Origin of the sequence: Psychrobacter immobilis (assembly GCF_904846065.1) — a bacterium.
Classification (GTDB): domain Bacteria; phylum Pseudomonadota; class Gammaproteobacteria; order Pseudomonadales; family Moraxellaceae; genus Psychrobacter; species Psychrobacter immobilis_H.
This window is the reverse complement of record NZ_CAJGZV010000001.1, coordinates 2,977,328-2,991,804: the sequence shown is the minus strand read 5'-3', so window position 1 is coordinate 2,991,804 and position 14,477 is coordinate 2,977,328. Positions and strand designations below refer to the sequence as shown.

At 44.3% G+C, this 14,477-nt stretch carries 11 protein-coding genes; 5 read left to right on the top strand and 6 right to left on the bottom strand.

Annotated elements, in window-relative coordinates:
- Window positions 1-36: 36 nt before the first annotated feature.
- From ylqF to JMW64_RS12415, 5 genes are all read right to left on the bottom strand, one after another.
- A complete protein-coding gene (gene ylqF / locus JMW64_RS12435; protein WP_045452455.1) occupies window positions 37-993 on the bottom strand; it encodes a ribosome biogenesis GTPase YlqF in 957 nt (318 codons plus the stop codon).
- Window positions 994-1,117: 124 nt separating this feature from the next.
- Complete coding sequence (locus JMW64_RS12430) at window positions 1,118-4,168, bottom strand: DUF2339 domain-containing protein (RefSeq protein WP_201554930.1); 3,051 nt, start codon at window positions 4,166-4,168, stop codon at window positions 1,118-1,120.
- Window positions 4,169-4,323: 155 nt separating this feature from the next.
- Entirely contained in the window at window positions 4,324-4,794 is a 471-nt protein-coding gene (locus JMW64_RS12425) for a hypothetical protein (RefSeq protein ID WP_201554929.1), read from the bottom strand.
- A gap of 139 nt (window positions 4,795-4,933) precedes the next feature.
- Entirely contained in the window at window positions 4,934-5,725 is a 792-nt protein-coding gene (locus JMW64_RS12420) for an SDR family NAD(P)-dependent oxidoreductase (RefSeq protein WP_201554928.1), read from the bottom strand.
- Window positions 5,726-5,985: 260 nt separating this feature from the next.
- Entirely contained in the window at window positions 5,986-6,726 is a 741-nt protein-coding gene (locus tag JMW64_RS12415; protein WP_201554927.1) for a dienelactone hydrolase family protein, read from the bottom strand.
- Window positions 6,727-7,023: 297 nt separating this feature from the next.
- Between JMW64_RS12415 and JMW64_RS12410 the strand changes: the two genes are divergently transcribed.
- Complete coding sequence (locus JMW64_RS12410) at window positions 7,024-7,509, top strand: YcgN family cysteine cluster protein (protein WP_227694261.1); 486 nt, start codon at window positions 7,024-7,026, stop codon at window positions 7,507-7,509.
- A 79-nt stretch (window positions 7,510-7,588) separates the two neighbouring features.
- On the opposite strand, the gene JMW64_RS12405 is transcribed toward JMW64_RS12410, so the two are convergent.
- Window positions 7,589-8,950, bottom strand: coding sequence for an Lnb N-terminal periplasmic domain-containing protein (locus JMW64_RS12405; RefSeq protein ID WP_201554925.1), 1,362 nt, complete (start codon window positions 8,948-8,950; stop codon window positions 7,589-7,591).
- 245 nt (window positions 8,951-9,195) lie between these two features.
- Between JMW64_RS12405 and JMW64_RS12400 the strand changes: the two genes are divergently transcribed.
- The 4 genes from JMW64_RS12400 (at window position 9,196) to JMW64_RS12385 (ending at window position 14,458) form a co-directional block, all read left to right on the top strand.
- Window positions 9,196-10,095, top strand: a complete 900-nt coding sequence (locus tag JMW64_RS12400; protein WP_045445952.1) for a CBS domain-containing protein — start codon at window positions 9,196-9,198, stop codon at window positions 10,093-10,095.
- Window positions 10,096-10,339: 244 nt separating this feature from the next.
- Window positions 10,340-11,923, top strand: coding sequence for an apolipoprotein N-acyltransferase (gene lnt / locus JMW64_RS12395; RefSeq protein WP_060491941.1), 1,584 nt, complete (start codon window positions 10,340-10,342; stop codon window positions 11,921-11,923).
- Window positions 11,924-12,103: 180 nt separating this feature from the next.
- Window positions 12,104-12,541, top strand: a complete 438-nt coding sequence (locus JMW64_RS12390; protein WP_060491940.1) for a hypothetical protein — start codon at window positions 12,104-12,106, stop codon at window positions 12,539-12,541.
- Window positions 12,542-12,895: 354 nt separating this feature from the next.
- Entirely contained in the window at window positions 12,896-14,458 is a 1,563-nt protein-coding gene (locus tag JMW64_RS12385) for a peptide MFS transporter (protein ID WP_109592090.1), read from the top strand.
- Window positions 14,459-14,477: the final 19 nt, after the last annotated feature.

Genomic DNA, 14,477 nt, shown 5'->3' with positions numbered 1-14,477 from the left:
TTTACTTCTACATGATTGGTCTTATGTTTATCAAACCTATTTCCGATTCTTCCGCGTTTTCAAACGACGTAAGCGCTTTTCTTCTTCTTTAGCGATTCTTTTTTCTTCTGCTGCTAAGCGTTGCTCGGCGACGACGAGTTCTTCAGCTTCAGACATGGCTGGCGTCTCAAGCGTAATACGCCCAAGCTTAGCGCTACGTAACTCGTTGATCAAAATCTCAGACATGCGGTAGGTATCGACTTGATTGCCCGAACGTACACAGCCGCGATTGCGTCCAGCGACTTCAAAAAACTCCCAATCAGTCTTTGGTAGCGCTTCAATTTTGTAGCGGGTTTTTAGCAGCTCAGGATAGGCTTGCATCAAGTATTCAGCGGTATAGCTGGCAACATCAGCGAAGTCAAAAGCCGTATCACGAATACCACCCGTCGCTGCCAGACGATAGCCAGAGTTTTCGTTTTCGACTTTTGGCCATAACATACCGGGCGTGTCATAAAGCATGATGTCATCATCAAGTTTAATCAACTGCTGTGACTTAGTAACTGCTGGCTCATCGCCAGTTCTTGCTACGGCGCGTCCAGCCAAGGTATTAATCAACGTCGATTTACCGACGTTTGGTATGCCCATAATCATGGCTTTGATTTGGCGACCCGTACCCACTTTATTGGGCACCAGTTGTTTACAGATGGCGATGATACGTTTGACATCATTGGCTTTATCAGTATCGCAAGCAATGGCTTTCACACCGCTTTGCTGCTCAAGATAGTCCATCCACGCTTGGGTCAATTCAGGATCAGCAAGGTCAGCTTTGTTCAGGATTTTGATGACGGGTTTTTCGCCGCGCAATGCCGCGACCATTGGGTTTTCACTACTATATGGGATACGCGCATCGATCACCTCGATGACCAAATCCATCTGCGGCATGATTTCTTTGATTTCGTTACGGGCTTTGTTCATGTGCCCAGGGAACCACTGAATACTTGCTCTCTTATCCATCTGCTTTCATAACCTTTTATAAAAAATGCGCAAAGTAAGACGATCGTCATTTACTTTTTATGGTGTCCAGTTTACTACAGAACCACCTTGCTCACGCTACAATTTCGCCCAACCAGATGCGCGGTTACTCTTGAGCTGGATTTTCTATTTCATCGCGGGCAGGAGGTAACGGTGCAAGATAACCAATTAATAGTATTAAACTGCCTGCGCCGAGGAAAGATATCACCCGCCAAATTGCTTCGGTCTGTGACAAATCAACTATTACCAGTTTGAGTACGACAATACCTAATAGCCCGATGCCCATAAACCAAAGCGTCCGCTGCCAATAGCGACTGGCGACGATGGTGGCGACTAAAGCTAAGAGCGTCCATAAAATGGTCAGTCCTGTCTGCACTTGCTCGCTATTCCATGCGCCGCCCTGAGCGCTGTCCCACAACGGTGTACCGATAAAGGCATGTAGCGTTCTGACCAACATACTGGAAATCAGCCAAAAGCTAATAAGTCCCAACATAACCAATAAATAATCTGCGGTAAATATACGCTTAGTTTGGGGAGCTGCACTTGATTCGATAATACTCTCATCGCGGCGATGTTGGCTCATATAATATAGACTAAACCCAACCAATAGCGTCAGCCATGAGGTGATATCGTATAAATTCAATAGCGGAAAATATGACAGTCCCCAAATCACACCATCATAAGACCAGTTGGTAATGATGACCCAACCTAAGGCAATGGGAGCAAAGATAGCCGTGCAGCTCAATAGCGCTTGTTGCCAATCAAACCAGTACAGTGGGCTTTGCTTGAATGCCTTGTTTGTACGCGTATTTTGCTTGGGATAGTAAGCATAACGATGACAGCGCCATAATCCGGCCAATATTAAAATGGCTGGCATCAAGACAGCCATCACGCCAGCGGAATCTGCTAGTCCATAGTGGGCGGCGGCAGCAATGATTAGAATGCTAGCTCCCAGCCAGCTTGCACTATCGTAGCGTGACAACTCGGAATGGTCGTACCATGTCTTTAACCACAACTGTCCGATAATCAACCAACCAATGATTAGACCAGTCAATAGTAGCCAATCTGCTCCTTGCCATATTAAATGAAACTCGAATTTTTGCGGCAATTGCAGGACGAGCATGAGATAAAAGACGATCGATAAGCCATGGCTAAGTTGTCTGATTTCTATCCACGAGCGATAACGATTGATTGTCCAATAAATGGCAAGGCTAACCAGTGCTGCGAGTGCAATCATGGTCGTCGTTGCCAGTGTCCAACTGGTGAACCACTGGTTAAAATCAAGCAGCAGCACTTGTAGTAGCCACGCTATAGCCGTAAAGGTCAAAAACCTTATAAGTATAGGACTGTGCCAAACAAGATTAAATACTGTGCTGTGGCTGTTGATTGAGGTTAGCCATTGCTGAGCGGCATGAGTGCTAATACCTAATGCGTCGGCATAGGTTGCTATCGCATCTGGCGTGGCGTTTTGCTCTTGAGAATATGTTGAATGATTATCTAAGCTATCATTTAAGTCTTCGTTCAAACTATCATTTAGCATAGCTGGAGAGTTGTTCGTGCGTAAAATAAATACAGTGGCTAGATAAGTCATAGCCGAAATGGTTAAGGCCAATGTCGGATAATCCTGAATGGCGAAGACCACTTTTACCATCAGCATACCTATACTGATTAGCTGCAATAACGAACCAAATAGCACTGACCATGCGCGTAGTGAGCGCCGTCCAAACCAGACCAGCGCCAGTCCTTGTACTGACCAGCCAAAGGCAATCCATTCAGCATCTAATGCCAGCGGAATGACCAACGCCAAAAAGCCAAACCCTAAAGCTAGCATGCCCTCGGTGATTAAGGCATAACGCTGGCTACGCTGCACAAACAACCCGCCGAGTCCTAAATAAACAGTGGCTAAAATAGCACTAGCGATGGTTAAGGCGTTAGGAATGTCATCTAATAATGCCGAAAATAAACCAAAGGCTAATATCGGCACTGAAAACAGTAAGCCAGTATCAATAGGGAATACATAGCTATTATATCTTGCCTGAACGCTATCTAGATGTTTTACGTTGTCTGCGCTCTCTGTCTGGATGATGTCTGTTTCATTAAGGGTATTGTAGACAATGATTTGTTGGGCGTAGCGAATGACGACAAACAGATATAGCAGTAAATGTAAGGTGACCAGTAGGACTAAAGAGCAGCGCTGCGCCTCAATGACTGTGCTCAAATTTTCACTGATGCCCCAGTAGTAAGCCAATCCAAAGGTCATAGTGACACCGAATAAATTCAGTATTTTCCACGGGCGGTAATGCGCAATAATCGCAATCGTCACGTTCAATAGTAGATAGTAACTAAACAATACCACCAAACTGCCCGTGTCTTCACTGGTCAAAATAGGCGCAAAGAAACCACCCGATAATGCCAACAAAGCCAGTGGAAAAGCGTTTTGACGCACGGCAAGGGCAATGGTAATCGCAGATAATAGCCCAAGCCCAATAAAGCTCGGTAGACTAGGCAAGACTTGGTAAACGCTATAGGCAAAAAAGGTCGTTAAATACGCAATCGCTAAGCCTGCGCCTTGCAGGGTGATGCCATAAGCAAAGCGATTTTTTGCCAATTTTAGACCTAATGCTGCCAGACCTAAACCGAGGATGCCTATCGCTAAAAGCTTGGACGCTATCGACACTTCGATATAGTCGCTTAACAAGCGAAGTAGTAGCACCACACCGATAAGTAGGACGATCACGCCAACGCGCACGACTAGATTGCCGCCAAAAAACCAGTTTTTGATAGAGTGAATCAGCGAAGTGACGATAGGCAGTGAGCGTTCATCCGGCTCTATGGGCGATGGTTTTTTTGGAGAAGGGGCTGGTTTCGGGTGAATCGTAGCAGTAAATAAAGGAGGTGCTGAGTCAAATAGCTCCTCGATAATAGGTTGGGGCGAGTGAGTCTCAGCTAGCGTTTGAGTCATTGGTTCAGTATGAGCGTCTACATCATTATCGGCGTTATTACTCATAGAGCTGACACGGTGTTGCTGCGCTTGTAACTCATCTTGCAGTTGCGTGATATCTTGTTGAAGCTGATCAACGCGTCGCTTTAGTTTATGGTAAAAAACGATAATCACTACTAGACAAACAAGCAATACAAACCCGCTGATATCAGACATAGCGCTACCACACCGTTACTCAATATTTGATGGCTTGATGATGACTCGATTTCAAAGCAAACACAAGCAAAGCGCTCATCAAAATAAAAGGATTAGCCCAAGATTATTCGTTCACTATCATTGAGCTGACCTTGATGCTTTATAAACTAAGATATTTATGCGGCATATAATTTATGTCTTTCTGATAATGTACATTCACGCAAGGTTAGATAATTCACCATACCTGAGACGATACCTGCAATAACACCGATAATAATTAAAGCTGAAATCAAAGATACTTCGACCGTACCTGCGTATTTTTGCCATAGTACAGCAAGAGAGATTAATACCCCAAAGGTAAAAAATCCATGCTTTATCGTCAACCAAAAAGCAGTTGGGAAGAAGGCTACTTTTTTTTCTTTGATACCAAAATAAGCCACCATAGTTAAAATCATGGCTAACGTAATCGATAAGGTAACGGAGGTACCGAGCACTGTGTCTTCATTATTGGTAATAGAGTCAACAGATATTGCGATTGATGAGTATGTTTTTAAGAAGAAATATTGTATGCCGCCGTTAATGAAGGCATTGATTATGCCAGTAAGCATAGCGCCTTTTAGCAATTTTGCGTTTAATGTTGTTGCCATGGTGTATGTTCCAAGTCTAAGCGGGTAGGTTTATGCATAAAAAATACTGAGTAGATAAAATCCTACCCAGTATGGTCGAATGCTCAACACGCCCTATTATGTATCGTTTATAAATTTATGATTAAAGTGATGGCTGAGTTTATGAGGTTGGCATTTTGCTTTTGTAAACACCGCCGCCATTGACTGTCAGTTCAGCACCAGTAATCCAAGACGCTGCATCACTTAACAAAAACGCCATCGCTTGAGCGATATCTGCTGGCACGCCACGTCGTTTTAGGACGATACCTTTGACCACATTATCGATCATTTCTTGGGTATAACCAGCTTCTTCAGAGGAAGCACCATTATCTACTGTACCGATGATTAGTGAGTTAAAGCGCACTTCAGGACCTGATGCGACCGCCATACTTTTCACCATATTTAGCAAGCCCGCTTTAGCTGTGCTGTATTCGATAAATTCTGGCGATGGTGTATTGCCAACCATGGATCCAGAAAATACCACAGAGGCGTTTTCTTCTTGTTTTAAATACGGCATACATAAACGAGTCAAATGATAAGATCCCAAGGTGTTGAGCTTATACGCATTGACCATTTTTTCAGTGGTAGATTCCCATAAGGGCGTATTTGCACCCCAACCGACGTTGTTGACTACCGCAGAAATCTTGCCGAATTTTGCAATAGTTGCATCGACCAAGGCTGCAATTTGCGTCTCGTCAGTAAAGTCGGTTTTCATGCCTAAGGTTGCATTGCCTGTTTCTTTTTCGATATCAGCGGCAAGTTGCTTCACTTTATCTTCATTTAAATCAGCGAGGACAATGTTGCCTCCTAATGAGCTTAAAAACCGTGCCGCCTCGCTACCAATAGCGCCTGCTGCACCACTGATAATGATGGTTTTATGATGAAAGTCGAATAGTTGTTGGATGGTTTTCATGATTTTACCTTATTATTAGTGAGTGATTAGAGAGCTATCAGCAAGTGATGTGACCGATTATATGAATCACGACTGTACAATAACCATGTTAGCGTCTTAAATCCTTACCAATAGTAAGCCTTTGTAAGTGTGTGATGACCAATATGGATTTGTTTACGATAAAAAAAGCAGAGTGCGGCGGGCGCACTCTGCTATATATTGGGTTAATAAATAGTGTGTTAATAACCTGAAAACAGCTATTGATATGCCTGATTCAAAGATTATTTACCTAAGTTGTTTTCCATAAATTCAAGCATGTTTTCCCAGCTTTGCTTAGCAGCGGCTTCGTTGTAGCCAAGATCAACCTCATTTTTAGCAGCGCGCTCATCGGCATGTGGGTTGGTAAAGCCATGTTTAGCGTTGTCATAAACATCGATAATATAGTCAACGCCAGCAGCATCTAGTTCTGATTTTAGACCTTCTATTGCTTCCATTGATACCATTGAATCATCGCGACCGTGAGCAACCAATACGTTAGCGGTGAAGTTTTTATCCGCTGGCTGTTTTGGTGTTGGATTGCCATGGAAAGTGGCGACCGCTTTTAATGGCATGCCTTCGCGCGCCATATCGAGGACGACCTTACCGCCGAAGCAAAAGCCAATCGCTGCTAGATTGTCACCATCAACGGCTAGTTGGTCGCTAAAGTCATTAAGGATTAAGCGGCAGCGTGCCATCAGCATATCTTGATCTTCTAATACTTGCTCCATCCACATATTCGCTTGTGCAGCATCGGTGGTCAGCTTGCCTTCACCGTACACGTCCATTGCGACGGCGGCATAACCTGCTTCTGCCAAGCGCTCGACCACTGATTTTGGATGCTCAACCACGCCCCACCATTCTGGCGCTACTAAAATTCCCGCAACAGGATGGTCGTCAGATGCATTTTCTGGCAATGCCACATAGCTGATAAGCTGGACACCGTTTTCGGTGGTACTGATTAATTCAAAAGTCTTAATTGACATATTATTATCCTTTTTTATGTGAGGAGTTTTACGTTATAAAGGTTATTTGTCTGTGTTTTTGCGACATCGTTTTTCTTACTTTTACTACCTTAACGCTCAACCTAGGCAAAAACAGCTATAATACTGTAACGCTCTTTATCAAAATGCTACGGCACCTTTATGACACTAAACTTGTTAAACAACTGTGCAGCCCATCTAGACTCTGACGCAACTTTGCCGCTCAAAGTCATGGAAAAATCAGCTGTGAGCTTATTTCCTGACAGTGGTAATGAAAGCAACAGCGACCATGACAGTAAGATCAATGACACATTGCGTCCGAAATTTTGGTCGCGCTTTGCATTGTCAGAACTCAATCATAGCGAATGGGAAGCGTTGTGTGATGGCTGTGGCAGCTGCTGTTTGATTAAGTATATTGACGAAGATGAGCATGGTGATGTGGATGAAGAGTTGGTCGAGTATACCGATGTGACTTGCCAGCTAATGGACTGTACGACGGGTTATTGCCAGCATTACGCCACGCGTCAAGAGCATGTGCCCGACTGTATTCAGCTGACCATGGACAATCTGCCGCAGATGATGTGGTTGCCTTCGCACTGCGCCTATAAGCGTCTGTATAAAGGACAAAATTTGCCAAGTTGGCATTTGTTATTGACTCAAGATGCAGTGGTAACGCAGCAACAAATGCGTGCTGCCAATGTTGGCGTGGCAGGGCGCTGTGTTTCTGAGACTGGTATGTCTGATGAAGCGATGGAGGAGCGGGTGATCAGCTGGGTTAAGCCTTGATAATACTGAGAGTTACTGAAATCGGTGACATTAGTGACGTTGGTATTATTGCAGGGTAAAAGTACAATGCTACTTGATTTTAATAAGAAACCTGAGCCGCAGATTTGGCTTTTGCCTCAGCATCTTCTTGCGTGTCAGCCAATGGCGGGATAGGAATATCCTGACGAATTTGCTCAGAGAACTCGCGGCTGTTTTTGTGACTATTAACGCCAGACTCTAGATTGATTTGATTATTGAATTCTTTAACCTTTGAGTTGATATGGGTACGCTCGTACCATGTATCCATTGACCACGGCTGTCCAGTCTTTTCTGGATTAGCGTCAAGCATACCGACATCATATAGATAATTTGGCAGCCAGCCAGAGACCCAAATCCGATAATCCCACGGCAGGCGATCGCCACTGACGATACGCGCCATATAAAAAATGATATTGGTGCAATTACTGAGTAATGTGTTATACCAAGCAGGCTTGGCATTCAATTCATCGGCAGCGGTTAAATAAGATTCAAATAGTGACTTGACCTCGTGCTGCTGCAAGTTGCTAACGGGAAATAGATAAACTTGCTCGCCACGCGCATTCGTTCGGGTATAAATAATATCGCGCTCTTCTGCGGCAATCAGGCTCAGCTCATAGCGTCTAAAAAACCCTGCCAATGCCGAAAACGACTCGCCTTCTTCTTTACGAATCTCAAACGAGAAAGCAAGCGGTCTATCATCTTCAAAACGAAAGCTGACCAACGTATGAGCAATCAGTGGACCCATCCAGTAAGAGTTGGTGACATCGACGCCAGATAGTTTGGACATATCAATGGTACGTGTGTCCCAGCGTTCGGTCGCCTCCGTGTCGGTATGCCAATCAAAGTTGCGTACATTGGTTAGGGTCACTAAGTCAGGATTGGTTGCATCGCGCTCATAGGTGACCCTTTTACTTACCTCAGCCATCCAGTCGCGCTCTTGTTGGGGTTCAATAGAAAAAAACCAGCCAACGCCTACCAACCAAATAGCGCCATATAAAGCGGTTAACCATTTATTTGCTGACTTGCTATTTATGGTTGCTTTGTTGCTCCATGGTTTACTGCTGCCTTGTCTATTATCAAAGCGCTGAGCGATTTTCGGCCAATAGCGAACGCTTAGTAAGGCTGTCAGTACACCAACAATGAAAAGTGCGGCTAACCAAGTGATGGCAGAGCCTGCCCCAAACTGATACCAAATCGCCAGCAATAACCAAACGGCTGACAGTAGCAAGGTAATAATGATGAAAAACTGTACAAGATAATATCGCCATGTAGGTGTCGGTTGGCGACCATTAGCAGTGTTATTTTTTAAGCCGTGTCTATCCGAACCATGATTATTTGGCTCAAGCGTGTCCAAGCCGTTATCTGAACGATGGCTATGTGAGTGCGGCGTGAGCAGGCGAGAGAAAAAGGAACGTAGCGACATAGGGTGTGCTTTGGTGTGTGAAGGCTTTGACCATAGCAAAGTTTATAACGTACTGACAATACAATTTGAGTGAATTTATCGTTGAATGTCGGTGAGCCTTGCGCTAAAGTGAAGCTACTTTGATCTGCTCTATTTATAATTTAATAATCAAAGATCTGTTTTATTTGCTGTATTCATCCCCATCTACGTCTGTTATTACGTATTATTTTAATTGTTATTAACTAAAGAGGTTAAATCACATCACCATGTCTGACGACACTCCCAGCCCGAGTAGTTGGTCGATGCGCGGCTTAAAACGCTGGCTATCGACCGCCCCCGAAACCCGTGACGAATTGATTCGTCTGGTACAAGACTCGCGCCAGTTCTTAGAGCCTGATACCGTCGATATGTTGGAAGGCGTGCTGGATCTGCCTGCGACACAAGTGCGCGAAATTATGACTCCGCGTCCGCAAGTGGTTGGGCTGCATGAAAGCACCAGTCTCGCTGAGGTGATGGATATCATCCTTGAGACCACCCATTCGCGTTATCCTGTCTTTGACAGTCAAGATGATGATGCCGTCATTGGCATCTTATTGGCCAAAGATTTGATTCCTATTCTTGTGCATATGGTGCGCGATCAAGAAGATAAAATCGATAGCAAACGTTTGAGAGATCTGGTACGTCAGCCGCTATATATTAGTGAGACGGCACGTTCTGATACCTTGTTACGCTCATTGCAGCGTACCCAAGTACATATGGCGATTGTCGTCGATGAATTCGGCAACTTTGGCGGTGTCGTTACCATGGAAGACTTGCTTGAAGAGATCGTCGGCGACATCGTTGATGAGCATGATGACTTCGATGAAGACAGTGATATCAACAATATTGTCGCTGATCCTGAAAAACCAAATACGTGGCGTGTGCAAGCGTCTACCGTGATTGAAGACTGTAATGATGAGCTTGGCAGTCATTTTGATGATACGGATGTCGACACCATGGGTGGTCTAGTCATGCAGGCGCTTGGTTATGTGGGTGATTTGGAAGGTGAAAGCGTGGTGATAGATGATTGGAAAATCACTATTACTGATGTTGAAGGGCGTTTTATCCAAAATCTTGAGCTCACCAAAATCAATCCTGATCAGCAAATATTGATAGGCAGTCATTGATGTGTCGATAGCGACCTAAACATTGTTTGATATACTCAAAAAAACACGATTGCGGTCGTGTTTTTTTTGTGTTTGCTATTGGGTATTTGCTACGCAATGTTACCTATTAATGGGTTGAGACTGGTATCATGGGCGGGTTTAACTTTTAGATACTGTAAAAAACACAATACGGTCTGCTTCAGCTTGGTTTTCATCTGAATGTTGACGCTTAAAATTTTGAAAAATATGGTTTTGGATAACTGCTATGCGCCTGTCTACTGTTGATTTACAAAAACGCCTGAACCCTGACAAGCCAAAGGGTTTGCCTATAGCGCTGACGGTATTGATTGCGTTGCTGGCAGGGGCGGTGTTTATATTTGCACTGGCGCCTTATGGTATTTGGCCACTGGCGCTAGTGTCGCCTGCTATTTTATATGCCTTGCTGATGCCTGATATGAGTGGCAAGCGTGCTTTTCTTATCGGTCAGGCTTACGGTACGGGACTTTGGTGCGTTGGTGCATTTTGGTTATACACCTCTATTCATGTTTATGGCGATACGCCAGCATGGCTTGCGCTGATTATGATTGCGCTGATGGGGCTAGGTATGGGGTTATTCCATGGCTTTTTGGCGTTGGTTTTCAACCGTATGGTCGGTCGTCAGCCGTTGTCGTTTGCGGCGCTATGGATACTCCAAGAGTGGCTGAAAACGTGGCTGTTCACTGGATTTCCGTGGTTGTTTGTCGGTTATGCCTTTACGGAGCAGTATTGGTTATCGTCATTAGCACCAGTCGCTGGCGTCTTTGCAGTGTCTTTTGTGGCGGTATTATTGGCAGCCAGTTTGGTTGAGCTATTGCGTCGGCGTGGTGGTTATATGATTCCGTCGATAGCATTGTTGGTAATTAGCAGCGCGTTATGGTTGATGAATCCGCAATGGACGAAACCAAAAGGCACGCCTGATTTGTCCGTGTCCTTAATCCAAGGTAATATTCCACAAGACTTAAAATGGCTCACCGAATATCAAATAGAAACCTTAAAGATTTATGCAACTCTGACAAGTACTGAGTGGGATCGCGATATCGTCTTATGGCCAGAATCCTCGATTCCTATGTTCCAAGATGAAGCGATTGGCTTTATCAGTGAAATGGTTAAAATGGCCAAAGAAACAGATACCACATGGGTAACAGGTATTCCTTATCGAGATTTAGAAAACTTTGACCCAAAAACGGATAAATATCCGCCATTTTATAATAGCGTGGTTGCGCTAGGTAGTGATGCTGAGGGGATGTATAAAAAGCAGCGTCTGGTACCATTTGGTGAATATATTCCCTTCGAAGGCATGTTAGATATCTTGCCAAATCTTGCTGGTAGCCAAGAAATCATGAGCTATAGTCGTGGTAGTGACAACCAATCACCGCTGCGTGTACGTGGTCATAATTTGGGCTCAGCAGTCTGTTATGAAGTGGCTTACCCTGATACCACTCGTAAAAACGCGATTGGTACGGACTTCTTATTGACCATCTCAAACGATGCTTGGTTTGGTACGTCGGCAGGTCCATTGCAACATCTGCAAATGGTACAGATGCGCGCGCTAGAGAATGGGCGTTGGTTTATGCGCGCGACCAATACGGGCGTGACCGCGATCATCGATCATAAAGGTCGTATCGTCGAGCGTGCACCGCAGTTTGAGCGCACCGTATTGCGCGGGGATGTTCAGGCGCGGGTTGGTAATACACCTTTTATGAGCTTCGGTAATTATCCGATTCTCTTTATCATTACGCTGTTACTTGTCTTGAGCTACTTTGGTAAGCGTGGGATGCCGCAACCGCGTTTGGGTAAGTCACTAAAATAATTGGCTATTATTACCAGTGATAATGAATCGCTCGAATGAGTTATGAGAATTAACCACAAAAGCGAGTGGCAAAGTTTGTTGATAATAAATCCTTTAAATACTTAAGGGTTTTAACAAATCGGTACGAATTGCGATATAATAGACCAATATTTTAAATATTTTGTGCAAGGTGGATAAGGTATGTCAGAACATATTGTCGAAAACAACCCTAAGAAAGAGTTCTTATTTGCTTTAGGCGGTGTTGCCTTATTTTTAGGTATCGTCTTACTTATTGGTATTTCTGGATTTTTGCGTCCAGCAGGCGAGCACATTACTGCTGAGACGACCGAAACATCAGCGGCAGCTGATGAAGCAGAAGCGATTGCTGCTGAAGACACTGCGCCAGCTGAAACAGCACCTGTAGCCGCGGATGCTACGGCGACTGATACTGCTGCAGATGCAAGCGTCACTCCAGCGACCGATACTGATAGCGCTGTGGTTACCGCAGAAGCTGGTACTGCAACTGCTTCTGGTACAGTTAGTCAAACTGCGGTTGCAGATGCTGATCTAACGGCTGAGCAAGCAGACGGTGATTTGGAAGCGGGTGATACCACTGATGAAGCGGTAGCCGCACAGTAATATACGTAAGTCGATGCTATACTTTTAAAGTATGGCTCGACAAACCGCTTTGCTTAAAGTCCAAGTATTTTCGCTTAAAACCTAAGTGTTTTTGCTTAAAACCTAAGTATTATGGCGATATTATTGTAATACCATAAGCACAACAGCGTCGTCATCAATGCCATTGATGCTAAAAATAAAAGCCCGCTTTCAGCCAATGATAGCGGGCTTTTTTGTGGGTATTTGTGTAATTATTGACCAATTATTTCTTTACTTGATTATATCCAAGTGAAACAATGATGCGCCTATATGACCGCTTGTCGGGATAATTATATATTTGGTCGTTAATACAGTGGTCTTTAAAGGAATAAAGTTATGAGTACAGAATCAAAGTCAGAGGTTAGTGCTGCTGAATTGGCAGCACTAGATAATGGATTTATGGGGCACCCTAAGCCGCTACGTCCATTGTTTTTCACAGAAATGTGGGAGCGATTCTCTTATTATAGTATCCGTCCACTATTAGTATTATTTATGGTAGCGACCGTCGGTAGTGGCGGTTTTGGTTTCGATGAGGTCACAGCTTCTGCTATCTATGGTATTTTTGCTGGTTCGTTATATTTAGCGGCAGTACCGGGTGGCTGGTTGGCTGATAATTGGCTCGGTCAAGAGCGCGCACTCTGGTGGGGTAGTATTATTATCGCCCTTGGTCATTTGTGTATCGCACTATCCGCTATGTTTGGGATGACGCTGTTTTTTGTGGGTTTGATGTGTATCGTTCTCGGTTCAGGCTTATTTAAAACCTGTATCTCCGTGATGGTCGGAACGTTATACCCCAAAGGCGATGCACGCCGTGATAGTGGCTTTACTCTATTTTATATGGGTATCAATATTGGTGCGCTACTGGCTGCCCTTATCGTTGGCGTATTTAAAGAAAAAGGTATGTGGCATGTAGGCTTTGGTGTCGGTGGTCTTGGCATGTTAGCTTCACTATTGATTTATCGTTTTTCAGCTAAAAAAACCTTAAATCGTTATGCTCGGGCCAAAAACATTACGCCTGAATGGGAACAAACGACTGGACGTTTCAAAAATGTAGGTCGCTGGGTTGGCGGGTTTCTCGCGCTACTTGCTGCCATTACTGTCTTAGTGTCGACTGGTATTATGCCATTTAACCCTGAAATGGTTGCTCAGTATATGACTTACCTCATTGCAGCAGTCGTCATACTATACTTTGCTGTCATGTTTATTTCACCGCGATTGGACAAAACTGACAAGCTGCGTTTGTTAATTTGTTTTATCTTAATCATCGGCTCGACGCTATTTTGGTCAAGCTTTGAGCAGCAGCCAACGTCTTTTAACCTGTTCGCTGATCGCTATACAGACCTGAATGTTTTAGGCTTTGAAGTGCCTAGTATTTGGTTCCAGTCGCTTAATCCCTTATTTATTTTAATATTAGCACCGATCATCAGCATTGTCTGGGTCAAGCTTGCCAATCGAGGTCTTGAGCCAAATAGTATGGTAAAGTTTGCGCTTGGTATGTTGTTTGCCGCTGCAGGCTTTGCTTTGATGATATTTGCCTCAAAAAGCATTTTGACTAGCGATGGTGGATTGGCTTCACCTTTATGGTTGGTGGGTAGTTTATTATTGCTGACCCTTGGTGAGTTGGCGCTCAGTCCTGTTGGTCTGTCTGCAATGACTAAGCTTGCGCCAAAAGGCATGCAAGGTCAGATGATGGGGCTTTTCTTTGCTTCTCTCGCTTTAGGTAATTTGGTTGCTGCGTTCTTTGGTGGTCAAGTATCAGCGGATAAGATCGAAGGGTTGCCGGGCTTATTTACGATGATGACGATCTTTTTGGTGGTCACAGCCGTTGTCTTATTGGCATTAGCCAAACCAATCAATAATATGCTGCAAAAAAGCGAGCGTGCAGATAAGCTGAGCTAATTCAGAGACACGGTTAACG